This is a genomic window from Actinoplanes sichuanensis (genome assembly GCF_033097365.1).
In the GTDB taxonomy this organism is placed as follows: Bacteria; Actinomycetota; Actinomycetes; order Mycobacteriales; family Micromonosporaceae; genus Actinoplanes; species Actinoplanes sichuanensis.
Genome location: NZ_AP028461.1, coordinates 8,933,352 through 8,957,156 on the forward strand (window position 1 = coordinate 8,933,352; position 23,805 = coordinate 8,957,156).

General features: G+C 71.1%; 22 protein-coding genes. 7 read left to right on the forward strand and 15 right to left on the reverse strand.

What is annotated here, in order from left to right; translation table 11 throughout:
* Positions 1 to 15 precede the first annotated feature (15 nt).
* Positions 16 to 993 (reverse strand): alpha/beta fold hydrolase, encoded by a 978-nt coding sequence (locus Q0Z83_RS41080; RefSeq protein ID WP_317788807.1) that lies wholly within the window; start codon positions 991 to 993, stop codon positions 16 to 18.
* Entirely contained in the window at positions 993 to 2,633 is a 1,641-nt protein-coding gene (locus Q0Z83_RS41085) for a Daple (RefSeq protein ID WP_317788808.1), read from the reverse strand. The genes Q0Z83_RS41080 and Q0Z83_RS41085 overlap by 1 nt, the downstream gene beginning before the upstream one ends.
* Before the next feature lie 300 nt (positions 2,634 to 2,933).
* Between Q0Z83_RS41085 and Q0Z83_RS41090 the strand changes: the two genes are divergently transcribed.
* The 3 genes from Q0Z83_RS41090 to Q0Z83_RS41100 all read left to right on the forward strand — a co-directional run bounded on the left by Q0Z83_RS41090 (position 2,934) and on the right by Q0Z83_RS41100 (position 5,871).
* The gene (locus Q0Z83_RS41090) at positions 2,934 to 3,593 is read left to right on the forward strand and encodes a TetR/AcrR family transcriptional regulator (protein ID WP_109598501.1); all 660 of its coding nucleotides are present in this window, start codon (positions 2,934 to 2,936) and stop codon (positions 3,591 to 3,593) included.
* 40 nt (positions 3,594 to 3,633) lie between these two features.
* A complete protein-coding gene (locus Q0Z83_RS41095) occupies positions 3,634 to 3,858 on the forward strand; it encodes a DUF3107 domain-containing protein (protein WP_093618831.1) in 225 nt (74 codons plus the stop codon).
* 237 nt (positions 3,859 to 4,095) lie between these two features.
* A complete protein-coding gene (locus Q0Z83_RS41100; protein WP_317788810.1) occupies positions 4,096 to 5,871 on the forward strand; it encodes a DEAD/DEAH box helicase in 1,776 nt (591 codons plus the stop codon).
* Positions 5,872 to 5,915: 44 nt separating this feature from the next.
* Here Q0Z83_RS41100 and Q0Z83_RS41105 read toward each other — a convergent pair whose 3' ends face one another.
* Complete coding sequence (locus Q0Z83_RS41105; RefSeq protein ID WP_317788811.1) at positions 5,916 to 6,545, reverse strand: biliverdin-producing heme oxygenase; 630 nt, start codon at positions 6,543 to 6,545, stop codon at positions 5,916 to 5,918.
* 111 nt (positions 6,546 to 6,656) lie between these two features.
* Between Q0Z83_RS41105 and Q0Z83_RS41110 the strand changes: the two genes are divergently transcribed.
* Entirely contained in the window at positions 6,657 to 7,793 is a 1,137-nt protein-coding gene (locus tag Q0Z83_RS41110; protein ID WP_317788812.1) for a class I SAM-dependent methyltransferase, read from the forward strand.
* Here the strand turns inward: Q0Z83_RS41110 and Q0Z83_RS41115 are convergent.
* A complete protein-coding gene (locus Q0Z83_RS41115; RefSeq protein WP_317788813.1) occupies positions 7,786 to 8,778 on the reverse strand; it encodes a hypothetical protein in 993 nt (330 codons plus the stop codon). The two genes, Q0Z83_RS41110 and Q0Z83_RS41115, sit on opposite strands and share 8 nt — an antisense overlap.
* Positions 8,771 to 8,983 carry a heavy-metal-associated domain-containing protein gene (locus Q0Z83_RS41120; RefSeq protein ID WP_109598495.1) on the reverse strand — a complete coding sequence of 71 codons (213 nt, stop codon included), beginning with the start codon at positions 8,981 to 8,983 and terminating at the stop codon, positions 8,771 to 8,773. The genes Q0Z83_RS41115 and Q0Z83_RS41120 overlap by 8 nt, the downstream gene beginning before the upstream one ends.
* 75 nt (positions 8,984 to 9,058) lie before the next feature.
* Here Q0Z83_RS41120 and Q0Z83_RS41125 point away from each other — a divergent pair, with 75 nt between their 5' ends.
* Together Q0Z83_RS41125 and Q0Z83_RS41130 are read left to right on the forward strand one after the other, a co-directional pair.
* Entirely contained in the window at positions 9,059 to 9,628 is a 570-nt protein-coding gene (locus tag Q0Z83_RS41125) for a hypothetical protein (RefSeq protein WP_317788815.1), read from the forward strand.
* A gap of 223 nt (positions 9,629 to 9,851) precedes the next feature.
* Positions 9,852 to 10,313 carry a GNAT family N-acetyltransferase gene (locus tag Q0Z83_RS41130; protein WP_317788816.1) on the forward strand — a complete coding sequence of 154 codons (462 nt, stop codon included), beginning with the start codon at positions 9,852 to 9,854 and terminating at the stop codon, positions 10,311 to 10,313.
* A 121-nt stretch (positions 10,314 to 10,434) separates the two neighbouring features.
* Here Q0Z83_RS41130 and Q0Z83_RS41135 read toward each other — a convergent pair whose 3' ends face one another.
* A complete protein-coding gene (locus Q0Z83_RS41135) occupies positions 10,435 to 12,606 on the reverse strand; it encodes a RecQ family ATP-dependent DNA helicase (RefSeq protein ID WP_317788818.1) in 2,172 nt (723 codons plus the stop codon).
* Between the two features lie 546 nt (positions 12,607 to 13,152).
* Here Q0Z83_RS41135 and Q0Z83_RS41140 point away from each other — a divergent pair.
* Positions 13,153 to 13,551, forward strand: a complete 399-nt coding sequence (locus Q0Z83_RS41140; protein ID WP_317788820.1) for a hypothetical protein — start codon at positions 13,153 to 13,155, stop codon at positions 13,549 to 13,551.
* A gap of 62 nt (positions 13,552 to 13,613) precedes the next feature.
* Here Q0Z83_RS41140 and Q0Z83_RS41145 read toward each other — a convergent pair whose 3' ends face one another.
* The 9 genes from Q0Z83_RS41145 to Q0Z83_RS41185 form a co-directional block, all read right to left on the reverse strand.
* Entirely contained in the window at positions 13,614 to 14,339 is a 726-nt protein-coding gene (locus Q0Z83_RS41145) for an SDR family NAD(P)-dependent oxidoreductase (protein ID WP_317788821.1), read from the reverse strand.
* Positions 14,340 to 14,387: 48 nt separating this feature from the next.
* Complete coding sequence (locus tag Q0Z83_RS41150; protein WP_317788822.1) at positions 14,388 to 16,151, reverse strand: protein kinase domain-containing protein; 1,764 nt, start codon at positions 16,149 to 16,151, stop codon at positions 14,388 to 14,390.
* A 75-nt stretch (positions 16,152 to 16,226) separates the two neighbouring features.
* Positions 16,227 to 17,729: a fused MFS/spermidine synthase gene (locus Q0Z83_RS41155; protein WP_378078861.1), complete on the reverse strand. Its 1,503-nt coding sequence runs from the start codon at positions 17,727 to 17,729 to the stop codon at positions 16,227 to 16,229.
* Positions 17,730 to 17,813: 84 nt separating this feature from the next.
* On the reverse strand, positions 17,814 to 18,824 hold the full coding sequence (locus Q0Z83_RS41160) for a coiled-coil domain-containing protein (RefSeq protein ID WP_317788824.1): 1,011 nt from the start codon (positions 18,822 to 18,824) through the stop codon (positions 17,814 to 17,816).
* A gap of 63 nt (positions 18,825 to 18,887) precedes the next feature.
* On the reverse strand, positions 18,888 to 19,661 hold the full coding sequence (locus Q0Z83_RS41165; RefSeq protein ID WP_317788825.1) for an SDR family NAD(P)-dependent oxidoreductase: 774 nt from the start codon (positions 19,659 to 19,661) through the stop codon (positions 18,888 to 18,890).
* A gap of 100 nt (positions 19,662 to 19,761) precedes the next feature.
* Positions 19,762 to 20,571 (reverse strand): inositol monophosphatase family protein, encoded by an 810-nt coding sequence (locus Q0Z83_RS41170; RefSeq protein ID WP_317788826.1) that lies wholly within the window; start codon positions 20,569 to 20,571, stop codon positions 19,762 to 19,764.
* On the reverse strand, positions 20,564 to 21,016 hold the full coding sequence (locus Q0Z83_RS41175; RefSeq protein WP_317788827.1) for a response regulator: 453 nt from the start codon (positions 21,014 to 21,016) through the stop codon (positions 20,564 to 20,566). Before Q0Z83_RS41175 ends, Q0Z83_RS41170 begins: the two co-directional genes overlap by 8 nt.
* Positions 21,013 to 22,605 (reverse strand): sensor histidine kinase, encoded by a 1,593-nt coding sequence (locus tag Q0Z83_RS41180; RefSeq protein ID WP_317788828.1) that lies wholly within the window; start codon positions 22,603 to 22,605, stop codon positions 21,013 to 21,015. Before Q0Z83_RS41180 ends, Q0Z83_RS41175 begins: the two co-directional genes overlap by 4 nt.
* Positions 22,602 to 23,801 carry a PP2C family protein-serine/threonine phosphatase gene (locus tag Q0Z83_RS41185; RefSeq protein WP_317788829.1) on the reverse strand — a complete coding sequence of 400 codons (1,200 nt, stop codon included), beginning with the start codon at positions 23,799 to 23,801 and terminating at the stop codon, positions 22,602 to 22,604. Before Q0Z83_RS41185 ends, Q0Z83_RS41180 begins: the two co-directional genes overlap by 4 nt.
* Between the last annotated feature and the right edge of the window lie 4 nt (positions 23,802 to 23,805).

Sequence of the window (23,805 nt, forward strand, 5' to 3'; positions counted from 1 at the left end):
TCCGGTCGAGCGTCTCTAGCGCTCCGGCGAGGCCGCTCGGACGTCACCGTGCACGTCGTCGAGCATGCCCACCACGGCCCGGGCCACCAGACGGGGGACCTCCATCTGAGCGACGTGGCCGACCCCGGGAAGGATGAGCAGCCGCCCGTCCGGGATCACGCGGGCCACCTGGGCCGGCACCCGAGGGTCGATCAACCTGTCGTTGAGACCACCGATGACCAGCGTCGGCGCCTGGATCCGAGCGGCCAGGCGCCACTGCGAGTCGGCCCCTGGCAGGTAGGCCCGCAGGAAGCTGCCGACCAGGCCGCGCAACGTACCGAGATAGGCCTTCGGGTAGTGGGCGACCGTGTAGCGGAGCTGAATCTCCTCCATCGCCTCGGCCCGCCGCTGCGGATGGACCTTGGTGGTGTCGCCGAAACACGCCTCCAGCACCTGCTCGGCCATCTCCTCCGCGGTGACCCGGGTCAGCGCCCAGGCCATCAGGCGCTCGGCGCCGGGCATCGCGAGAAGCGGCAGGACCGGGCCCTGCGCGGTGCGGCGCGGATCGAGGAACGGCATGGCCGGGGAGATCAGCGTGAGGGTGCGCACCAGATCGGGGCGCAGCGCCGCCACCCGCACCGAGATCGAGCCGCCGAGCGAATTGCCGATCAGGTGGACCGGGCCGCGGCCGGAGTGCTCCAGGTAGTCGACGAGCGTGGCCGCGAACGCCGCGATCGAGTAACGCGGGCTCGGATCGCTGTAGCCGAACCCGGGCAGATCGACGGCCTGGCCGTCGAGCCGGTCGGCGAGCAGGCCGGCCAGATCGGTGAAATTCTGCGAGGAGCCGCCCAGGCCGTGCACGTAGACGGCGGGCTCCGCGGTGTCGCTCAGCGCCGGGGTGTCCCGGACGTGCATCATCGACCCGCCGACCGTGACCCGGCGTGCGGGCCATGGCGGCGGAACCTCCCCTTCCGGCAACAGCGCACTGTCGTCGGCCAGAATCGCGCCCTTCATCAGGCCAAGAGTGCCTCGAGACGACGGTTCACAGCGGACAGTGTGGCGCGCACCATGGCGTGCCGGTCGTCACCTGTGACCACCGCCGAACCGGCCAGCTGCTCGACCCAGCCGCCACCGCAGGACAGCAGCAGCACCACCACGGCGACCTGCATCTGCCCGAACGAGACCGACGCCGCGTGCTCGACGAAGCATCGAGCCGGGCCGTCCTCGTGCTGTGAGGTGGAGAGCAACTCGTCGACCGCACCCGCGGTGGCCGTGGCGCACAGGCGCAGCAGGTAGCCGTCCACCGCCGGGCCGGTGGCCACACCGGCGGCGCTGCGCCCGCCGGCCCGCAGCCGTACCTCGACGGTGGCGTCCGCACCGAACGTGTTGACGTGCACGTTCTCGATGATCACGCGGGGGCCCGGGTTGTCGCCCGGGTCCAGTGGCCGCGGCTTGGAGGCGTCCGCCGGGACCAGCGCGGCGCCGGCGTTGACGCCCGGCTGGCGCTTCTCCAGCGGCGGCTGCGGCATCGCGGAGACCGGCGCCGCGGAGACCGGCGACGGCATCGAGGACACCGGGCGGGCCGGGCTCGACACCGGGCGGGCCGGACTCGACACCGGGCGGGCCGGACTCGACACCGGCGCCACCGGACTGGCGGAGACCGGGGCGACCGGCACCGCGGCCCGGGCCGGCCGGGTGGGCTGGCTGGGCAGTAGCGGCGTACTGCGCGGCGTGGCGACGGGGGCGGTGGACGGCCGGAACGGCGAGTCGGCGGGCATCGCCGCGTCCAGACCCATCCGCTCCTGCAGCAGTCGGGCCACCTGGCGGCTCACCTCGGCGGCGTCGGCGCCGTCGGACAGGTCGAGGCGGAGGCTGTGCGCGCCGGCGGGAGTGGCCCGCAGCGAGGCGTCCCGGACACCGGGCACCTCGCGGACCGCGGCCAGGATGTCCTGGACGTCGAAGCCCTCTTGGCGCTCCTGAGCGGGTACGACATCGCCGCGGCGCAGGTGCGTCGCGATGCGGGCCAATGCGGGCGCTTCGGCCGACGGTTCCACGGAGGGCGGCTCCGGAACTCTCGGGACGTCCGGCTGGGCCGGGACGCGCTGCGGGAGTGTCCCGCGCTGGTCGCCGTCGTTGTCGGCGTCACCGGGCGGGGCGTAGGGCGGTGTTTCCACCGGATCGTACGACCGGCGGGAGAACCCCGGCGGATCGAACGAGCCGGCCGGCCCGTCGAGCTGCGGGAGCCCCTGGGCCAGAGTGTCGGTGACCAGCGCGTGCCGGGAGCGGCCGGGCTCGCCGGAGACCGGCGCGACCGGAGGCGGCCCCTGGACCGGCTCGGGCACCCAGTCCGGCCGGGGCTGCGGCACGGCGGCCCGGGGCTGGTAGGCGTCGTCGAGGTCACCCTCGTACGGAAAAGGCGGCGCGCTGCTCGGCGCGGGAGCCGTCGGCGGACGACGGTGATGGCCCAGAATGTCGGCGAGACGGCTCCGCTCGGGGGACCATTCATCGGTGGACCCGGACGGGGGAATCTCGGAACTCGCCGCCGGCGCGGGAACCCCGGACGCGGGCGCGGCCCCGAAGGGACGTTCCGCCGGGATCTGCTGCCGTCCGAAGGTGCGCCCGTCAGACGGGCGACGCCATGGTGGCGTGTCCACTCCCTGCTCCAATGCCGCTCCCGTATGGGGCCACGAACTGTCGTCGTCGGCCCAGCCGTTCATCCTTGTGCGGTCATGCGAGTCGGCTCCGTTGCCACCCGCTGAGGCTCCCGTGTCTCCGGAATGCCCTGATTCATCCACCGCGCGCTCCTCGCTCGCCCCCGCTGAGGCTACCGTGTCGTTGCAGTGGCGATAAGTTGCAGCGTCGCGACAATTGCCCGCACGACCGCGACATGCGCCGATCCGGGCAATCCGAGACGACAAACCGCGGGGACCCGACCCCCCTGGAGGTTCACAGAAATGACCGCTGCGTCCGGCGGGCCACAGACCGCACGACCCACCCGCCTGCCCCGTTCGGCGCGACGCAAGCAGTTGCTGGCCGCCGCGCAGCAGATCTTCGTCGCGCACGGCTATCACGCCGCCGCGATGGATGACATCGCGGAGCGGGCGGGCGTCTCGAAGCCCGTTCTCTACCAACACTTCCCCGGCAAGCTGGAGCTCTACCTGGCCCTGCTGGACACGCACTGCGACGCGATAATCGCCAAGGTGCGCGGGGCCATGCTGGCGTCTCCCGACAACAAGGACCGTGTGAAGGGCGCCGTCCGGGCGTACTTCGACTTCATGGACCACGAGAGCGAGGCGTTCCGGCTCGTCTTCGAGTCCGACCTACGCAACGACCCCCAGGTCCGCCAGCGGGTGGAACGGGTCGAGCAGGGCTGTATCGCCGCTGTGACGGACACCATCATCTCGGACACCGGCCTGCGGCCGGACCAGGCCGAGCTGCTCGCCTCGGGCCTCGCCGGGGCGGCCGGACAGGCCGCACAGTTCTGGCTCGCCAACGGACGTCGTACGCCCAAAGCTGAAGCCGAAGCGCTCGTAGCTGCGCTGATCTGGCGTGGGATCGCCAGCTTCCCGCTCCAGGGCGGTTCAACGGCCGGTATGGCCCCCGAAATCGGATAGCCTTTCGATCGGGTAGACGGATCTTTTTAGGAGGGACTCCGTGGAGGTCAAGATCGGCGTGCAGCAGTCGCCGCGCGAGCTTGTGCTGGAGAGCGCTCAGACCCCGGCGGAGGTCGAGCAGGCCGTGACGGATGCTCTGGCCAAGGACGGCGTCCTGACGCTTACTGACGAGAAGGGCCGCAAGGTGATCATCCCGGTCGCCAAGGTGGCCTACGTGGAGATCGCCGAGGCGTCGCACCGCCCCTTCGGCTTCACCACCCGCTGAATTTCTCGGAACGGGATTTCTTGGTAACGGGAGGGTGCCCTGGTCTCAGGGCTCCCTCCCGTAACTCTCTCTCGGTGCGTCTGCTACCAGGTCGGGTAGAGTGGCCTGCGTAACCGTCGATCTGTCGAGTCGACGGCCCGCGTGTGGCCCGCTTTCGAGCGTGCGGCCCGCGCCTATACGAGACCGCGCCCAAAGACTTCCGACGGGCGCACCACGAGAGGGCACCCGTAAAACTTCATGACCGACAACGAGCAAGCTCTAGTCCCCGTCACCACACGCGCACCGGTCCGCCCGGACAGCCCCACCTTCGCTGAGCTGGGCGTCCGCGCCGAAACCGTCGAGGCCCTGGCCAAGGCCGGCATCACCCACGCGTTCGCGATCCAGGAGTACGCGCTGCCCATCGCGCTGCGCGGCACCGACCTGATCGGCCAGGCCCCCACCGGCACCGGCAAGACCCTCGGCTTCGGCCTGCCCATGCTGGAGCGCGTCCTCGCTCCGTCCGAGGGCGCCGACGGCCAGCCCCAGGCCCTGATCGTCGTTCCCACCCGTGAGCTCGGTCTCCAGGTGGCCCGTGACCTCGCCGCGGCGGGCAGCACCCGGGGCGTCCGGGTTCTGCCGATCTACGGCGGCGTGGCGTACGAACCGCAGGTCGAAGCCCTCAAGAAGGGTGTCGAGATCCTCGTCGGCACCCCCGGCCGCCTGCTCGACCTCTGCAAGCAGAAGCAGCTGAAGCTGGGCTCGATCCGGGCGCTGGTGCTCGACGAGGCCGACCGGATGCTCGACCTGGGCTTCCTGGAAGACGTCGAGAAGATCCTGGCGATGATCCCGGAGCAGCGTCAGACGATGCTGTTCTCGGCCACCATGCCGGACCCGATCGTGGCCCTGTCCCGCCGGTTCCTGCGTAACCCGGTCACCATCCACGCCGGGCACACCACCGAGAGCGGCCCGTCCCCGCTGACCAAGCAGGTCGTCTACCGCACCCACCCGCTGAACAAGGTGGAGATGGTGGCCCGGATCCTGCAGGCCAAGGACCGCGGCCTCACGATGATCTTCACGCGGACCAAGCGGGCTGCCGACCGGGTCGCCGAGGACCTCGACTTCCGCGGGTTCGCGGTCGCCGCCGTGCACGGTGACCTCGGCCAGGGCGCCCGTGAGCGCGCCCTGCGGGCGTTCCGCAGCGGCAAGATCGACGTGCTGGTGGCAACCGACGTGGCGGCCCGTGGCCTGGACGTCTCGGGTGTCACCCACGTGATCAACTACGACTGCCCGGAGGACCCGGAGACGTACACGCACCGGATCGGCCGGACCGGCCGGGCCGGCGCCACCGGCGTCGCGGTCACCTTCGTGGACTGGGAGGACATGCCGCGCTGGGTGCTGATCGACAAGTCGCTCGGCCTCTCCATGCCGGAGCCGCCGGAGACGTACCACACGTCGCCCGCGCTCTACGCGGACCTGGAGATCCCGACCGACATCTCGGGCACCCTGCCGACCGCCTCGCGCAGCCGGGCCGGGCTCTCCGCGGAGGTCGAGGAGGACCTCGGCACCGTCGGGCGCCGCGGCCGTGGGCGTGGTGACCGCGACCGGGGCGGCCGTGGCCGGTCCCGCGGTGGCGACTCCGGGCCGTCCGCCGACGCCGCCTCGTCCGGCGAGACCACCGAGCGGCCCGCCCGTCAGCGTCAGCGTCGCCGCCGCGGGGTGGTCGAGGAGGGCGCCGCACCGATCGAGGGCGCCGCACCCGTCGAGGGCGCCGTCGCCGAGGCTCCGGCCGTGTCGGAGGCGCCGGCGGAGGACGCCGCTCCCCGCACCCGGACCCGTCGCCGCCGCACCCCGGCGGCCACGGTGGCCTTCTCCGACGCACCCACGGAGGAGACGGCGGCTCCCGCCGCACCCGTCGAGACCGGCGATGGCGAGGCCGCGGCCCCGCGCCGCCGTCGTCGCCGCACCACCCGGCCGGCCGGAGCCGACCTGTCGGGTGGCTCCGAGGCCGGCGTGGGCACCACCGCCGACGTCTGATCGCTCCACCTCGTGGGACCGGGCACACCGGTCCCACGATGGTTTCAGGCCCAGTTCTGCCAGAGCTCGGCCAGCAGGTCCATGTTGAGCCGGTAGGCCGCGTCCACCTCGCGGAGGAATGCGTCCTGCTGGCGGCGGGCCCACGGCAAGGCGTTGAGCCGTTCCCGGTAACGGGCCCGGAACAGCGGCGGATCGATCCCCTCGAAGACGAAGAACCGGAAACCCGCACGCCGGAATCCGTACGCCTCCACGACCGCCTGCCCCAGCCATTGCCCGCCGGCCAGATCGCCGAGGTAGCGGGTGCAGTGGTGGGCGACGTACTCGGTGGCCCGGCCGAAGGCGGCACTACGGATCCGGGTGCAGTACGTGGTGGTCGCGGGCAGTGCGGTGATCCGGGTCTGCCAGCGTGCTCCGAACAGGAACCGCAGGTCGGACTCGAGCGCGGGCAGCCGGAACAGTTCCGGGTAGACGAACGTACGGGCCACCGGGTCGTCCACCATCGCGGTGGCGGCCAGTTCCAGCGACTCGTAGATGAACCAGTACTGACCGAGCAGTTCGGCGTATGCGGCCAGGGGCAGCCGACCGGACGCCAGGTGGGTGACGAACGGGCTCTGCCCGGACCCGGCACTGTCGCGGTTGATCTCCCACAGACGGTCGGAGAGAAGCGTGGACATCGCCGACCAACTTAACCGCGCCAGTACGGGCGACATAGCCCCGAAGGGCCGGCCCGCACCGACGAAGGGCCATCTCGGCCGTCATTTCGGCCGCAGCGCAGAATGGAAGTCATGCCAGAACCGCTCGAATCAGTCCTCGCCGAGGTGCGGGAGCTTCTGCTCGCGCCGGGCCTCACCCGGGCCGTCGCGGCCGGCCGGCGTCGGGGACACACGCCCACGGTCACCCGGGCGCAGCTACGGCCGGTGACGTTGAAGCAGGGGCGGAAACTCCAGATCGTCACCGACGACGGTGCCCGGCCGTACACCCGGAACGTCGACGGCGCCGAGGCGGCCGCGGCGGTCGACGCCCTGCTGGCCGAGCCGTTCGGCAACTGGCACGTGGAGACCGACGCGGCGACCGTGCAGGTCCGGGTGACGAAGAAGGGCGACGCGCAGGTGCACCGTGCGGCCGCCGTCGCGGCGCCGGCCACCCCGGCCGCGCACGACCGGGCCAAGCAGTGGCTGCTCGATCCGGGTGACCCGCTGTTCTCGGTGGTCGGCGGCACGGCGGCGAAACGCCGCCAGATCGACGCCTTCCTGCGGGCGCTCGCCGCGACCCTGCCCGACGACCTTCCGACGCCGCTCCGCGTCGTGGACCTGGGTTGCGGCAATGCCTATCTGACCTTCGCCGCCTATCGATATCTGGCCGGGCGGGGCGTTCAGGTCCAGGTCGTCGGGGTCGACGTTCGCGAGGATCAACGGGTACGCAACAGCGCCGTCGCCGCCGAACTCGGCTGCTCCGACGACGTCACCTTCGTGGCCGGCACCATCGAGGACGCCGAACTGCCGTTCGCTCCGGATCTGGTGCTCGCGCTGCACGCCTGCGACACGGCGACCGATCAGGCCCTGGCTCGCGCGGTCGAGTGGCAGGCCCGCTGGGTGCTGGCCGCCCCGTGCTGCCACCACGACATCGCGGCGCAGCTCAAACGTGGTTCGGCGCCGGAGCCGTACGGGGAGATGATCAGGCACGCCATCCTGCGGGAGCGGTTCGCCGACGTGCTGACCGACTCGCTGCGAGCCGCCCTGCTGCGGCTGCACGGATACCGGGTGGAGGTGGTCGAGTTCATCGACTCGGCACACACCCCGCGCAATCTGATGCTGCGGGCCCGCCGGACCGGGGCCGCGCCCACCCCCGATCAGCGGGCCGAGTACGACTCGCTGACCGGCCAGTGGGGGGTCAGCCCGGCGCTGGCCGGGATGATCAGCTGACCACGACCGTCCAGGCCGCCGTGGAGACCTTCCCGGCGACCTGGAAGTCGAGGAACATCCGGTAGGTGCCGGGGCTCGGCGCGGCCAGCCAGAACTTGATCTTGCCGTCGACCAGCTGCGTCTCCGGGTGCACGTGGACGTAGCCGAGGTCACCCTGCCGGAGCACGACCAGGTGGCCGAAGGCGCCCAGATACGGCTCCAGCGTCACCGGCCGGCTGGCGGCGTCGGTCACGGTCATCAGCAGGGGTTGGGTCGACTCGGTGACGGGCGTTCCCTCGTACCCCACCTGGAAACCGTCAGCGGTCGCGGCCCGGACCGGATCGGGCGCGGTGACCGGGAGGTATTCGCCCGGGACCGTCAGGTCGCTGCCCAGCGTGCTGACCACCTGGGCGCCGCCGACCTGCGCGGTGAAATCGGCGAACATCCGGTACGCACCGGGCTCGGCGAATCTGAGGTCGACACTCCACGTGCCGTCGGCCGCCATCACCGGATGTAGATGCTGAAAGCCGGTGAGGTCACGGCGAGCGACGATCAGATGCAGCGGTTTGTCGTGCACGACAGCGAACGTGGTGACCGGAGCACCGCCCGGTCCGTTGATCGTGAACTCCAGTCGCTGCTGCACACCCGCTTCGAAGACGGTGCTGAACGGGGTGAGGGTGAGGCCGCCGCCGCTGAGCGAGAGGCCGCCGACCGGGGCGCCGCCACCACTCGCGGTGATCGGGCCGGTGGTGCCGTGGACGTGCGGCCCGCTCTCGTCGAACGGGCTCGCCGATGGAGTCGACGCCGTGGTCGCGGCGGCCGGGGTGCCGCTCCCGCCGGACCCGCTGTTGAGCCGGCCCAGGCCGTAACCGGCGAACAGCACGACGATCAGCAACGCTCCGATCGCGGCGAAGCGGAAACCCGAACCCTCGTCGGTGGTCGTCTTCCTCGACAGCCCGAACTCCGGCTCGGCCTCCTGCTCTCCAGGCATCCCCTCGTCAGGCATCCGCCAACTCATACCCGGCCTCGTCGACGGCCGCGCGCACCGCCTCGTCGGAGAGTGCCTCCTCGCTGGCCACCGTCACTCCGCCGGAGGCGAGATCAACCTGCACCGAGGTGACGCCGGGAAGCGCCGAGAGTTCCTGGGTGACCGACTGAACGCAGTGCGAGCAGGTCATGCCCGTCACGGTGAAAGTGCTGGTCACGGCCACAATACGATCCCTTCAGCCGGTCTGACTTCTGCCCTGAGCCTACGGGATGTCATACCTTGCGGTTACGGTGCGCCGGTGAGCCGATATGAGATCCATCTGACGGTGTCCGCCGATGCTTCAGACGATCAGCTTCGATCGTGGGCGGCGTCACACGGCGTCAAGTACACCCGGATCCTGCTCGACCGCGGCGACCACGCCAGCCAACCGATGCTGAGCTGGCTCTCCGACGGCACACCGGCCTCGGCCGAGGCGGACGCCCGCCGGGTCGCGGCCACCCTGGACTTTCCGGTCACCCGGCTCAAGGTGGAGGCGGCCGCGGCGGCGGCCGCCACGCTGCCCGGTCTCTACTTCGAGCATCACGTCAAGCTGCTGATTCCGGCGGGCACAGACCTCGAGGGGGTCCGCCGAATCGCCGTTCAGCACGACGCCCGCCTGTCCCGCAACGCCCGGCGGGTCCGTCCGGACGGTGTGCAGGAGAGGTTCGTGACCCAGCGTTGCCATCAGGTCGGCCTGCCCGTCGCTCGGGCCCGCCTGTCCACGCTGACCGGCGCGCTGACCGGCGCCGGCTGGGAGATCGCGGAGGTCGAGGAGGAGTGGGTCCTCATCGACGACAACCTGGCCCTGGACGCCGGCTGGTTCGCCTGACCGCGCACCGGGCCGCTCCCCACCACCCGCCTGCCGTGACACGTCCGCCTCGCCGCCGCCCATCCGCTGTGACACGTCCGCCTCGCCGCCGCCCATCCGCTGTGACACGTCCGCCTCGCCGCCGCCCATCTGCTGTGACACGTCCGACTCGGCGATCGGGCGGAGCGAGGGCTGTGACACCATGCGACCGGCCCCTTGCGGAAACGTGACGAAGGAGGAGCTGATGGAAGATCTGGTACGCGATGGATATGTCCTGACCGCAGACCCGAAACGCGTCGACTTCACCCGGGTGCACCGCTGGCTCTCCGAGGAGTCGTACTGGGCCGCCGGCCGCTCCTACGACCTGGTGGCCAGGTCCATCGACGGCTCACTTCCCTATTCGGTCTTCACCACCGACGGCGCCGAGCAGGTCGCCTTCGCCCGCGCGGTGACCGACGGCGCCACCTTCGCCTGGATCTGCGACGTCTTCGTCGACGAGACCCACCGGGGCCGAGGCCTGGGCCAGTGGATGATCGACACGATCGTCGCCGACCTCTCCGACCGCGGGATCCTCCGCTTCCTCCTGGCGACCAGGGACGCGCACGACGTCTACCGTCGCTCGGGCTTCGAGGATCTGGCCGGCGCTCACCGCTTCATGGAGATCGACCGCCGCCCCACCCGTAACGCCATTCTCGGTAAGCCCTGACCCGCCGGCCTCCTTCCGCAGAGCCGCGCCAGCCCAGTCCGAGCCCCGGCCTGTGGATAACTTCGTCCGATCGGTTATCCACAGGCCGGGCGATGGGCACCGGTGTGGGTGTGGACGGTGGTCAGCCTGCTACCGCGAGAGCCAGCGGCAGGACGCCCGGCGCACCCGCCCGCCGGAGGGCGCGACCGGCCAGCGCCAGCGTCCAGCCGGAGTCGGTCAGATCATCCACCAGTAGCACCGGCCCGGAGAGTTCTCGCAGCTCAGAAGCCACATGCTCGGGGACTTCAAAGGCATCGTGCAGGGCCCGGACCCGCTGTGCACTGTTACCCCGGTAGGCACCGGGCTCACCCGAGCGATTGAAGGGATGAGCCGACTCCAGGGAACCGAGCATCGGGAGCCGACCAACCGTCGCGATGTGCTCCGCAAGGCTGTGGATAAGTTGTGGATGACGCTGTGAATAAAGGGCGACGACGGCGGCCGGGCGCTGTTTCCAGGCGTCGTCTCCCCTGGCCCAGGCCTTGAGCACCTCGATCACCGCGGCGGCCAGGTCGGTCGGGATGGACGCGTCGGGCGCCTCCGGCGAGACCGCGGCACGCAGACGGTTGCCCCACCCGAGATCGGACAGGCGACCGACGGCACGGCCTGGTTCGCTCTGCTCGGCCGGCGTGATCCGCCCCTTCAGTGAGATGCCGACCGCGGCCAGGCCGGTCGGCCACATCTTCTTCGGCGCGATCTCGGTGCCGGGCCGGCCCAGGAAGGCGTCGGCCGCGGCCAAGGATGCGGCGGACACCTCGGCGTCGAACAGCGGCCCGGCGCAGTTGTCGCATCGCCCGCACGGAACGGCCTCGGGATCGTCGAGGCACCGGCGGAGGAACTCCATGCGGCAGGTGGCCGTGTCGGCGTACTCGATCATGGTCTTCTGCTCGTTGTCGCGGGCTTCGGCGACGCGCCGCAGCCGGGCCTCGTCGTAGGTCCACGGCTGTCCGGTGGCCAGCCAGCCACCGCGGGTGCGACGGACCGCGCCGTCCACGTCGAGGACCTTGAGCATCAACTCCAGCCTGGTACGGCGGAGGTCCACGAGTGGCTCCAGGGCCTGGGTGGACATCGGCTGGTCCGGGGAGAGCCGGGACAGCACGGCCCGCACCTGATCCTCCGGAGGGAAGGCCAGCGAGGCGAAGTAGCGCCAGATCGCGGCGTCCTCCGGGCCGGGTAGCAGCACCACCTCGGCGTGCTCGACGGCCCGGCCGGCCCGGCCGACCTGCTGGTAATACGCGATCGGCGACGGCGGTGCTCCCAGGTGGACGACGAACCCCAGGTCGGGCTTGTCGAAGCCCATCCCGAGCGCGGACGTCGCCACCAGCGCCTTGATCTTGTTGGTCAGCAGGTCCTGCTCGGCGGCCCGGCGCTCGGCGTCCTCCACCTGGCCCGTGTAGGACGCCACCTCGAAGCCGCGAGACCGGAGGAAGTCGGCGGTCTCGGTGGCCGCGGCGACGGTCAGCGTGTAGACGATGCCGGAGCCCGGCAGCCGCTCCAGATGGTCGGCGAGCCAGGCCAGGCGGTGTGCCGGATTCTCCAGGCGCAGCGCGGCCAGGCGAAGCGAGTCACGATCGAGCGGGCCACGCAGGACCAGCGCGTCACCGAGCTGGTCGGCGACGTCGGCGGTCACCCGGGCGTTCGCGGTGGCGGTGGTGGCGAGCACCGGTGTACGCCCCGGAAGCCCCGCCAGGAACGTCCGCAATCGCCGGTAGTCGGGCCGGAAGTCATGCCCCCAGTCGGAGACGCAGTGGGCCTCGTCGACCACCAGCAGGCCGGTGCTCCCGGCGAGACCGGGCAGCACATTGTCCCGGAAGTCGGGGTTGTTCAGCCGCTCGGGGCTGATCAACAGCACATCCACCGCACCGGCCCGGATCTCCTGCTCGATCAGGGACCACTCGTCGAGATTCGCCGAGTTGATGGTGCGCGCGGTGATCCCGGCGCGGGCGGCCGACTCGACCTGGTTGCGCATCAGGGCGAGCAGCGGCGACACGATGACCGTCGGACCGGCCGGCAGGTCGCCCGGCTCGGCGGTGACCCCGGATCGGAGCAATGCCGTGGCCACGAAGTAGACCGCCGACTTGCCCCACCCGGTGCGCTGCACGCAGAGCACGCGTCGCCGGTCGACGGTGAGGGCCTCGATCGCCCGCCACTGGTCCTCCCGAAGGACCGCATGCTCGCCGGCCAGGCGCCGGAGCACCTCCTCGGCCCGCTCCCGCACCACCGCCCGCTCGGCTGCCGTTCGCGTCGTATCAGTCACCCGGCATGTCTATCAGCCCGCGAAGATCAGCCCGGAGTTATCCACAGCCGAGGGTTGTCCACAGCCCGCCAAAAACGCCGGTCGCGAATCGGCCATGCTCGCTTCCGTCCATCGGGATCGGCGTTCGGGAGGGGTCGACATGCAGGCGAAACGCGGATGGACGGCCCGGCGGACCGGGCCGCGCACCGGTGGGCGAGCGGCCGCCCGCATCGTTCCGGCGCGCAACGGAGTCAAGCCGTCGGAGGCGGGGCCGCGGCCACCACCAGGGCGGGCCGGTTTCGGACCGGCCCGCTGCCCCAGCGGCCGGCGCCTGCGGTGACAGGTGCCGGCCGCACCCCGGATCGGTGGCTCCCCGGTCCGGTGGCGGTCGCCATCCGGACGGGTGGCAGCCGGGCGGGTGCCACCCCGGCCGGGCGGCAACCCGAAACCCGGGGTGGCACTCGAGGCTGCACTCGGTCCGGAGCGACACCAAGGGGTCGGCACCGAGGTGGGTGGCCTTCACCGAACCCGACGAACTATCCCCGCGTGAATGGAAACCTCAGGGACATGACCAAGACGATCGCCGAGAAGCTGCTGATCAAGCCGAACTCCACCGTGTGGCTGAACGAGCCGGCTCGGCTCCCGCTGCTGACCCCGATGCCCGAGGGCGTACGGGAGAGCGGCGCCCTGGCCACCGCGAGCACCGCGGTGCTGTTCGCCGACGACGCCGCCACCGTGCGGGATCAGCTCGAACAGCATCGCGCTGACCTGGACAAACCTGCCGCCTTCTGGATCGCCTACCCGAAGGGCAACAAGGCCGATATCAACCGGGACTCGTTGTGGCCGATCGTCGCCGACTTCGACATGCGCCCATGCGGGCAGGTCGCCATCGACGAGCGCTGGTCGGGGCTGCGTTTCCGCACCAACCGGCCAGGCGAGGGCCGATTCACCGGAGGCACCGAATGAGCCGGGGGCACCGAATAAGCCGGGGGCACCGAATGAGCCGGGGGCAGCCGTGAGCGGCTGAGTCAACGCCCCAGAACGGACCCACCGTTGACGTTGATGATCTGCCCGGTGACGAACCCGCCACCGGGACCGACCAGCCAGCGAACGGCCTCGGCGATGTCGTCCGGGGTGCCGGCCCGCTTGAGCACGCTGGCGTCGACGCGCTTCTGGTGGCCTTCCGGGGTCATCCGCCCGTCGAAGAACTCGCTTTCGGTGACGTAGCCGGGAGAGATGACGTTGGCCGTGATCCCTTCGGCGCCGAGTGAGGTGGCGAGGTCGAGCCCGTACCCGTGCAGGGCCGCCTTGGCCGCGGAGTAGGGCCCGCCGCCACCACGCTGGGCGGCGATCGAGCTGGTCAAAATGATCTTGCCGCCTGGGCGACGCAGCTGCGGAAGGAGCGCGGTGGTCATGAGTACGGCGGAGAGCACGTTCGAGTCGAGGTTCGCCCGCCAGCGGGCGACCACCCCGGCCAGGCTGTCGTCGTCGCCACCGATGAACGCCCCGGCGTTGTTGACCAGCACGTCGAGCGGGCGCCCGGCCACCGCCTCGACGACAGCGGGGACCTGGGCCGGGTCGGCGGCGTCCGCGGTGACGGCGGTGGCCTGCGGCCCGATCCACTTCACCGCGTCGGCGAGCACCTCGGCACGACGTCCGACGATGATCACGTCGAAGCCCTCGCCGGCGAGCATGCCGGCCGTCGCCTTTCCGATCCCGGTTCCGCCGCCGGTCACCACTGCGAGTCTTGTCATGACTCCGACCCTATCGACGAACCGGACACCGGGTGCCGCACCACCCGATCACAGAGCCAGCGAGAGGCCGCCCGGTCGGCGTTTGACGGTCGGCTCCGGCAGTCGCTCGATCGGCGGCGGATTCCGGCGCGGGTTCCCGCCGCGCCGTTTCCGGTCACCGCCCCGCTGGTCCTCGATGTTGGCGGCGTTGACCGAGTTCTCCCCGGCGTCGAATGAACCGCGGCGGGTGTCCCCGGTGGTGCCGCCCAGCACTTCGGCACGGCACGGGCGGCCGTTCAGCGCGAACGAGAGGGGCAGCGGGTTGTGCGCGCGATAACCGCCCTGCAGCACGACCGCACGCGAGCGGCCCTGACCGTTCACGACCACGCGGCGGCCGTGCTGTGTCACGGCTTTGGGGGTCGCGGCGAGCCGCTGGGTGCCGGGGTAGGCGAACTCGACGCGCCAGCCCGACGTCTCCGACGTGACGACGCTGAGCCGGGCCTCGAAGTACGAGCCGGAGTCCCGGCGCACCTGATAGCGGATCCGGCAGTGGACCCGTTCCGGGCCGGCGGCGGCCGGTGCGCCGACACCGGTCGCGATGTTCTGGCTGCGTTCGGCGGCGTCGGTGGCACGACGGGCGGTCCAGTTGATCGCGGTGGCGGCGAGCAGGGTCGCCGTGGCCAGGACGACGATCGTGTGGGTGCGGCGCCGATGGCCCGGGAGGCGGAGCACGTCACGGCGGCGGCGCCGGCCGACGAACAGTCCGCCACCGAGCGGCCGCACCGGACCGAGGCGCAGCGCGGCTCCGATTCGCAGACCAGCCCGCAGCCGTACGGTCGTGACGGCGCTCGCCGGCCGGCCGAGGCACGCGCGCAGCATCCGCCGTACCCCCGATCCGGTGCCTCGGGCCGGGACCGGAACGACCGCCCGGGCCGCCGGCGCCGCATGCCGCTCCCCTGCTCGCAGTGGCGGGATGATCGCCCGCACCCCGACCGAGGCGGCCAGCGCGCGGGCCACCTCGGCGGCGGCGGGACGGTCGGCCGGGCTCTTCGCGAGGCACCGCAGGCACAGGTCGGCCACGGCGGCGGGCATTCCGGCGAGTTCCGGGATGGGGTCGGGGTCGGCGTAGAGGTGCGCCCGGAGGGCTTCCGCGGTGTTGCCCGCGGGCCACGGCAGACGGCCGGTGAGGGCGCGGTAGAGCAGCAGCCCGAGGGCGTAGACGTCGGTGGCGGGCGAGACCGTGGCGCCACCGAGTCGTTCCGGCGCCAGGTAGGCCGGGGTGCCGAGCAGGCTGCCGTCCGCGGCGGCGTCGCGCTGACCGACGACGGCGGAGATCCCGAAGTCGACGATCTTCGCGCCGGCGCCGGTGAGCATCACGTTCGCCGGGGTCACGTCGCGATGCACGAGACCGCGGGCGTGTGCGGTGGCCAGCGCGGAGGCGACCTCGGAGGTGATCACGACGGCTTCCCGCCACTCGAGGGAGCCCTGTCGGCCGATCCGGGCCCCGAGGGACTCGCCGTCGTTGAGTTCCATCACCACGTAGGGGACGGTCAGGTGTTCCGAGATCGGCGCCTCACCGAAGTCGTGGATGCCGGTGATGTGCGGATGGCAGAGCCGGGCCGCGGCCAGGGCCTCCTGGCGCAGACGGTCACGGAAGGCGCGGTCCTCGGCCAGCCGGGGCGAGAGCACCTTGACCGCCACGTCACGGCCGAGGATCTCGTCGTAGCCACGCCAGACCACCGACATGCCACCGGTTCCGAGTTTCTCGTGCAGGCGGTACCGGCCGGCGAGACGGAGCGAGCCAGACTGTCCGTTTCGCTCCGTACGCCCCATGCGCCGATTCTCGCCCGACCGGCTCGTCGTCTGGTGCCGCACTCCAAAACCGGTACCGAAAGCCCGGTCGGCGGGTCAGCCGGCCAGGAGCTGGTCGACCGGGGCGTAGTCGTCGGTGAGCACCCGGGCATCACCGACGAAGGCGTCGAGCTCAGGGCCGGAGAGCAGCGTGACCGGTTCCTCGATGGCGGCCAACCGGGGCCACATCCGCTCGATCGGCAGCGGCTCGTGCGAGGCCAGGATGACGAAGTTGGAGCCGCGTTCCCCGGCGATGGAGGCGGGCGGGGCGATCAGTGCGACGTTCGGGAAGGCCGCCGCGACGGTAGCCAGTTCGGCGCGGATGAAGCGGTTGGGCGGGTAGTCGATCACGTTCTGGGCGTAGACACCGCCCGGTCGCAGCACCCGGGCGATGTCGTCGGCCATCTCCCGGGTGGCCAGGTGCCACGGGACGACCAGGTGTCCGAAGGCGTCGCCGACCACCAGGTCATAGGCGTCGTCGGCCTGTCCGGCCAGTTCGACCCGGGCGTCACCGACCTGGACCCGCAGGTCGGGGCCGGGCTTCAGGCCGAGCTCACGTTCGTCGAGGTCGACCAGGCCGCCGTCGAGCTCCAAGACGAGCTGGTCACTGCCGGGACGGGTGGCGCGCAGGTACTCGGGGACGGTGAAACCGCCGCCGCCGAGGTGCAGGGCGTCGATCGCGGTTCCGCTCGGGGCGAGCACTTCGGTGACCGCGCCGATCCACTTGACGTACTCGAACTCCAGATGGGTGGGGTCGTTCAGGTCGACGTACGAGTGCCGCGCCGAGTTGAGCATCAGCGTCCGCCCACCGGCCCGCGCCGGGTCGTCGACGACGCTGGCGCAGTGGTAGGCGGTCTCCACGTCGCACGGGGTCGGCGCGATCGCCCCGAGCCCGGCGCCGACCAGACCGACCGCGACCAGCGATGCCCGGATCTTGGGCGTGCCGGGCAGGTCGTTGCGCAACCGCCAGCCCAGCGCGAAACCGGCGATCGCCAGCAGCACGGCCAGGCTCAGGATGATCACGCTACTCGGCATCGCCGCGACGAACACGAACCCGGTCACCAGGGTGGCCGTGATCGCGCCCAGGGTGCCGATGCTGGACAGGCGGCCGACCACGGTGCCGGCCTGACTCAGGTCGGCGAGCTGGAGCTTCACGACCATCGGGGGGATCGTGGAGAGGACCAGGGCAGGCAGGAAGACGGCGAGCGCGGCGAGCAGGAGTACGGCCGGGGCGGCCCCGCCACGCAGGAGTTCGCCACCCCACCGGACCAGGGGCAGGGTGACCGCGGTGCCGATCGCGCCGAGGATCAGCGCCGGGGCGAGCAGGGCACGCGGGTCGAACCTGTCGGCGAGACGGCCGCCGATCCAGGCGCCGTAGGCGATGGCGGCCAGCGAGACGCCGATGACCGAGCTGCTGACCTGAAGGGTGACGCCGACATAGGGCCCGACCAGGCGCAACGCGACGATCTCGAGGACCAGGACGGCCCCGCTGGCGCCGAAGGCCAGGGCGGTGGCCAGAGCCGAGGGCAGGGCGCGGGGCTTCGTTTCCACCGGCGGCATGCTACCGGCGTCCGGCGGCCCGCCCACACATCGACAGGCCGCTCTCAGACAACCCTCAGCCCCACGAGAGCGAGGCCGAGGCGGTTACAGCATCGAGAGGTGGACGTGGTTGGTGTGCACCGCGGCCGGACCACCACTCGCGCTGTAGGCACGCCATCCGGTGCTGGGCATCCAGATCTGGCGATACCAGATCACGTACATCACTCCGAGCTCGTCGGCGTTCTTCACATAGAAGGCGGCGAGCCGGTCACCGTACGTCTTGTCGCCGCCGGTCGCCGCGGCGTTCTCGAACCCGCCCGCGGCGGCCGAGTGGTCGCAGGCCCGCCCCTTCGGATGCTCACCGGAGGACCGCTCGCTGAAGCACACCGTGTATCGCTTGAACCCGGCGGCCTGTGCCTCCTGGTAGGCATGCAGCGTCCGCGGCGTGATGCAGCCACTGGACGTGGGGTCCTTGACCGTGCAGGACTCCTTCGGCCACGACCCGTCGGAGTTGCGGGGCGCCGGTTTGGCCGCGGCCGAGTTCGGATCGACGAACCCGCCGGCCGCGCCGCCGCCGACCTCGGCGAGGGCCAGTTCGGCCTCCCGCTTCTTCTTCGCCATCACGTTGACCTGGCGCTGCTGCTCGATGATCTCGGCTTCCAGCGCGACCTTGGCCTTCTTGGCGGTGTCGATCTCGGCGCGGTATCCGGAGAGCGTGGTGCTGTCCATCTTGGCCAGCATGTCGAGACTCTGCAGCCGCTCCATGAAGTTGTTGGCGGAGCCGCTGCCGAGGAGCAGGCTGACCGTGTTGACCCGGCCCATCTGGTAAACGCGGGTGGCGACCTCGTTCACCTGGGAGGTGAGAGCGGTGGCGTTGGTCTCGGAGCGGGCGAGCGCCTCGGTGAGCTGCTTCTGCCGCTTCTTCGAGTTGGCCAGCTTGGTTTTCGCCGCGTCGTAACCCTTCGCGGCGTTCTCCAGCGTGGCGCGCAGCTTCTTGGTGCCGCCCTCCGGATCGGCGGCGGAAGCAGGCGACGCGGGTGCGACGAGCACCAGCGCGACAGCCGCGGCGAAGAGCGCGAGCAGGGCGGTGCACCGGCGCAAGAGACTGGCCGCCACAGATACCTCCAAGTCGTGAGCGCCGGTACTTTACCGTGTCGGAGCAGGCGAAAGGGAGATCGATCAGGTGGCCGAGTATCCACCGTCGACGAAGAGTGTCTGCCCCGTGACTGCCTGACTCGCATTGCTCGCCAGGAAAACGACACACCCGGCGAAATCGTCCGGGACACCGTTGCGACCGATCATCGTACGGCCGGCGTGCGCCGCCACTTTCGTGGGATCGGCGAAAACCGGCTCAGTGAGTGGCGTGTGCACCACTCCCGGCGCGATCGCGTTGCACAGCACGCCGTCGCGGGACCATGCCTCGGCCTGCGAGCGGGTGAGCCCGACCAGTCCGGCCTTCGCGGCCCCGTAGGCGCCACTGTTGCCGTAGGCACGGAACGCCTGCTGGGAGACGACGTTGATGATCCGGCCCCAGCCGCGCCGGGCCATCGCCGGGGCGAACGCCTGACCGAGCAGGAACGGGGCGGTCAGGTTGGCGGAAACGGTCACGTCCCACACCTCGTCGGAGAGCTCGGCGAGTGGCGGGCGCAGGTTGACCGCGGCCGAGTTGACCAGGATGTCGGGTTCGCCGTACCCCTCGATGATCTTGGTGATGGCGATCTTGACGGCCTCGCGGTCGGTGAGGTCGGCGGAGATCGCGTCCGCCTCCGCGCCGTGTGCGCGCAGCTCGTCGACGACCTCGGCCATCGGGCCCTCGCGCCGGGCCACCACGACGATCCGCGCGCCGGCCCGGCCGAGCGCGAGCGCCATCGTGCGGCCGATGCCGGAGCTGCCGCCGGTCACCACCGCGAGCCGGCCGCTCAACCCAAAGAGATCATCGAGGTACGACGCCATGCCCGCACCCTAGATCCACGAGACCGCCCCGCGGGGCCCCATCCGAATGTGACCGCACTCTCACCCGACCGGGTGGGCGAGGAAGGGGCGAGAAGCGAGTTCAGGCGGGCGGGCCGGACGGGAAGAGGGTGCGGTGCACGGTGTGCCAGATGTCCTCGTTCGCGGCGACCAGCAGGCCACGCTGATGGCCCGTCGGTCGGTGTTCGGCGCCGTCCAGGTGGCGCACCACCCCGCCGGCCTCGCGGACGATCAGCGTCCCGGGCACGTGGTCCCACGGCAGGATCCGCCAGAACATCGCGAACTGCTGCTCGTCGATGGCGACGGCCGGATACTCGTATCCCGCGCAGTGCCGTCCGCCCGTGTAGCCGCCGAGGCCGACCGCGTTGGTGAACACCTCGGTGCGCAACTCGTCGGGGAAGTACTTACCGGCGATCACGCCGTGCAGCGCGGCCGCGCCCGGGTCGTCGGTGCGGGCCTTGACGCGTTCGCCGTCGCGGTAGACACCGGCGCCCGCCTCGGCGACGGTCAGGTGGTCGGCGACCACGTCGAGAATCCAGGCGGCCGCGGTCTCGCCGTCGCGGACCAGGGCGACCATCACGCAGAACGGGGTCCGCCCGGCGGCGAAGTTGTTGGTGCCGTCGACCGGGTCGACGACCCAGACCGAACCGCCGCCACCGAGCCGGTCACGGACCGAGGGATCGGCGGCGACGGCCTCCTCACCGACGACGACCGAGCCGGGCAGCAGGGCGGTGAGACCGCGGGTCAGTGCCCGCTCGGATTCCTGGTCGGCGACGGTGACCAGGTCGCCGGGAGACTTCTGGTGGACCTCGTCGGCGGCCAGCCGCTGGAAACGCGGCAGGACGACGGTGTGCGCCACCTCACGGATCAAGTCAGCTACCTGATCAAGCACGCGGCGGCAACTTCACGACGCTGACGAAGAACTCGTCGATCTGGCGGATCACCGCGATGAACCGCTCGAAGTCGACGGGCTTGGTGACATACGCGTTCGCGTGCAGCTGGTAACTGCGCAGGATGTCCTCGTCGGCGGACGACGTGGTGAGCACGACGACCGGAATGCGACCCAGGTCGTCGTCCTTCTTGATCTCGGCGAGCACCTCGCGGCCGTCGCGCCGGGGCAGGTTGAGGTCGAGCAGGATGAGGTCGGGGCGGACCGCGTCCGCATACTGCCCCTCGCGCCGCAGGTAGGCCAGCGCCTCGGCCCCGTCGGAGACGACGTTGAGCCGGTTGCGGACCTTGTGCTCCTCGAAGGCCTCCTGGGTCATCAGCACGTCGCCGGGGTCGTCCTCGACGAGCAACACCTCGATCGGTGTGCCGTTCTCGCGCTCCACACTCATGCCACGCCCTCCTGAGAAGTGACCTCGTCCGAGGCCGAACCTGGCATGACCGGAAGCGTGAACCAGATCGATGCGCCCGGAGTGACGTCGACGTCCAGCCAGATCCGTCCGCCATGGTATTCGACGATCTTCTTGACGATCGCCAATCCGATGCCGGTCCCCTCGTACGCGTCCCGTGCGTGCAACCGCTGGAAGATCACGAAGACCTTGTCGGCGAACTCGGCCTCGATCCCGATGCCGTTGTCCCGGACGTTGATCCGCCACTCCTTCTCCTCCCGGGTGGCGGTGATCGTCACGACGGGTGGCACGTCCGGGCGGCGGAACTTGAGCGAGTTGCCGACCAGGTTCACGAAGAGTGTGGTGAGCAGCGGCTCCTCACCCTCCACGGTGGGCAGTCCGGACCAGATGATCTCGGCGTCCTCGCCGGCCCGGGCTTCCAGCTGCGACTTCACGTCGCCGAGCACCCGGTCCAGGTCGACGTCGGTGAAACCGCTGGTGAGCCGGCCGATCCGGGAGAAGGCGAGCAGGTCGTTGATCAGCCGCTGCATACGCTGGGCGCCGTCGACGGCGAAGCCGATGTACTGGTCGGCACGGTCGTCGAGCTGTCCGGCGTAGCGGCGCTGCAGGAGCTGGCAGAAACTGGCCACCTTGCGCAGCGGCTCCTGGAGGTCGTGCGAGGCCACGTAGGCGAACTGCTCCAGGTCACGATTGGACCTGGTGAGCTCCTCGGCCTGGGACTGGAGCTGCTGGTTGATCCACTCGACCTGCTGGCGGGCGATCCGTACCTCGCTCAGCTCGTTGGCGATCTGCTGCCGCATCCGATCCACGTCCTCGGCCAGGGCGACCAGATCGGGTGAGCCGTAGTTGCTCTCGATGTGCCGTTCGTAGTCGCCCGCCGCGACCTTGCGAACCTGGCCGGCCAGATCCAGGATCGGGCGGCTGACCAGGCGATCCAGCAGGATCAGCAGCAGGATGCCGGTGACCAGGATGACGATGGCCGCGGCGATCTCGACGGCGACCAGGTTACTGCTGGAACTGCGCGCTGCCGCCGCGGTCCGGTCCCGCATCGTCAGGATGTCCGCCTGCAACCTGTCAATCGCGCCGCGAATCTGATCGAAGTCCCTGGTGTCGGTGGCCTCGATGCGCTGCTGGGCCGCTTCGGCACCCTGAGTCCGGACCGTATCGATGAGCGGTCCGGCCACCTCGGCACGCCACTTGGCGGCGAGCTGCTCGACCCGTTCGAGGGAGGCCCTGATCTCCGTGTCGCCGGATTCCAGCAGTCTGCGGATCTCGGCGACCCGCTGCTGCTCGGCGGCCACACCGTTGTCGTAGGGCTCCAGGTTCTTCGGCAGTCCGGTGATCGCGTAGCCGCGGATCCCGGTCTCCTGGTCGACGAGCGCGGTTCCCAGGTTCTGCCCGGCGACCCGGAGCGGGCCGGCCCGGTCGAGGACGACGTCGACCGCGTGGTTGGCCGAGGCGGCGGTGATCGCGGCGACCACACCGAGCCCGCCGAGCAGCAGGCCGGCCGCGAGGCAGAGCGCGAAGATCCGTCCGCGGAGCGTCCAGCCGCGGATGCCCGACCGGGTCACCGGCCACCACCACGGGAGATCAGCAGCATCGCCACGTCGTCGGTGAGCGGGCCGCCGTTGTCCTGGTCGGCCCGGGCCACCAGCCATTTCGGCAGGGCGGGCAGCGGCAGGTCACGCGCGTCCGGCTCGTCGAGCAGCTTGCACAGGCCGCCGACGTCGAGTCGCTCGTTACCGGCGCCGGTGCGGCCCTCGATCAGTCCGTCGGTGTACATCAGCAGGGACCAGTCATGTCCGTCGAACTCCAAGTCGGTCGCCGGGGTGGGTGTGGGACGTACCCCGAGCACGATCCCGGTACGCACGGCCACCGGCGCGGCACGGCCACCGGAGAGCACGACGGGCGGCGGATGCCCGGCGACCCGGACGGTCGCCCGGTTGGCGGGCAGGTCGATGACCGCCGACGCGACCGTGGCGAACACCTCGCGGGCCCGCCGCTCGGACATCAGCACCTGCTCCAGCGAGGACAGCACCTGCTCCTCCGGCACCCCGGCCAGCACGAGCGCACGCCAGGCGACCCGCAGCTCGACACCGAGGGCGGCCTCGTCGACGCCGTGCCCGCAGACGTCGCCGACGATCACGTGCAGCCGGTCGTCACCGACCTGCACCACGTCGTAGAAGTCGCCGCCGAGCAGGCCCATGGCCCGCCCGGAGCGGTAGAACGGCTCGACCGAGAGCCCGAAGTCGTCGCGTTTGAGGGGTTTCGGCAGTAGACCGCGTTCGAGGCGGGCCGATTCGGCCTCACGCAGCTCGGCCTCACGCAGCCGGCGGGCGTTCTCGTCGGCGCGTTTCCGCTCCACCGCGTAACGCAGCGAACGGATCAGCAGGACCCCGTCGACCTGGCCCTTGACCAGGTAGTCCTGCGCACCCTCGGCGACCGCCTGCACACCGAGGTGCTCGTCGGAGCGACCGGTGAGCACGCAGACCGCGGCGCTGCCGGCGAGGGCGAGCAGCCGACGCAGGCCGTCGATGCCCTCGGCATCGGGCAAGCCGAGGTCGAGGAGCACACACTCGACGCCGACGAGCAGACCGCGGGCCTCACGCAGGGTGGTGGCGACGGTCAGCTCGAACGGCGCGCCCGCTTCGGTGAGCAGCTCACGAACGAGAAAGGCGTCACCCTCGTCGTCCTCGACGAGCAGGATCCGCAACCGTTCCAGCTGCTCGGTCGCATATGTGCGGGGCGCGAGCGACCGCTCCGTCATTCCG

Excerpts from the sequence above, each read along its gene's own strand:
- Q0Z83_RS41115 (WP_317788813.1), bottom strand. The coding sequence starts at position 8,778 with ATGCCTGACGAGGGGATGCCTGGAGAGCAGGAGGCCGAGCCGGAGTTC.
- Q0Z83_RS41185 (WP_317788829.1), bottom strand. The coding sequence starts at position 23,801 with ATGACGGAGCGGTCGCTCGCGCCCCGCACATATGCGACCGAGCAGCTG.
- Q0Z83_RS41130 (WP_317788816.1), top strand. The coding sequence starts at position 9,852 with ATGGAAGATCTGGTACGCGATGGATATGTCCTGACCGCAGACCCGAAA.
- Q0Z83_RS41175 (WP_317788827.1), bottom strand. The coding sequence starts at position 21,016 with ATGAGTGTGGAGCGCGAGAACGGCACACCGATCGAGGTGTTGCTCGTC.
- Q0Z83_RS41110 (WP_317788812.1), top strand. The coding sequence starts at position 6,657 with ATGCCAGAACCGCTCGAATCAGTCCTCGCCGAGGTGCGGGAGCTTCTG.
- Q0Z83_RS41080 (WP_317788807.1), bottom strand. The coding sequence starts at position 993 with ATGAAGGGCGCGATTCTGGCCGACGACAGTGCGCTGTTGCCGGAAGGG.
- Q0Z83_RS41145 (WP_317788821.1), bottom strand. The coding sequence starts at position 14,339 with ATGACAAGACTCGCAGTGGTGACCGGCGGCGGAACCGGGATCGGAAAG.
- Q0Z83_RS41165 (WP_317788825.1), bottom strand. The coding sequence starts at position 19,661 with ATGGCGTCGTACCTCGATGATCTCTTTGGGTTGAGCGGCCGGCTCGCG.
- Q0Z83_RS41150 (WP_317788822.1), bottom strand. The coding sequence starts at position 16,151 with ATGGGGCGTACGGAGCGAAACGGACAGTCTGGCTCGCTCCGTCTCGCC.
- Q0Z83_RS41105 (WP_317788811.1), bottom strand. The coding sequence starts at position 6,545 with ATGTCCACGCTTCTCTCCGACCGTCTGTGGGAGATCAACCGCGACAGT.
- Q0Z83_RS41140 (WP_317788820.1), top strand. The coding sequence starts at position 13,153 with ATGACCAAGACGATCGCCGAGAAGCTGCTGATCAAGCCGAACTCCACC.
- Q0Z83_RS41090 (WP_109598501.1), top strand. The coding sequence starts at position 2,934 with ATGACCGCTGCGTCCGGCGGGCCACAGACCGCACGACCCACCCGCCTG.
- Q0Z83_RS41100 (WP_317788810.1), top strand. The coding sequence starts at position 4,096 with ATGACCGACAACGAGCAAGCTCTAGTCCCCGTCACCACACGCGCACCG.
- Q0Z83_RS41155 (WP_378078861.1), bottom strand. The coding sequence starts at position 17,729 with ATGCCGCCGGTGGAAACGAAGCCCCGCGCCCTGCCCTCGGCTCTGGCC.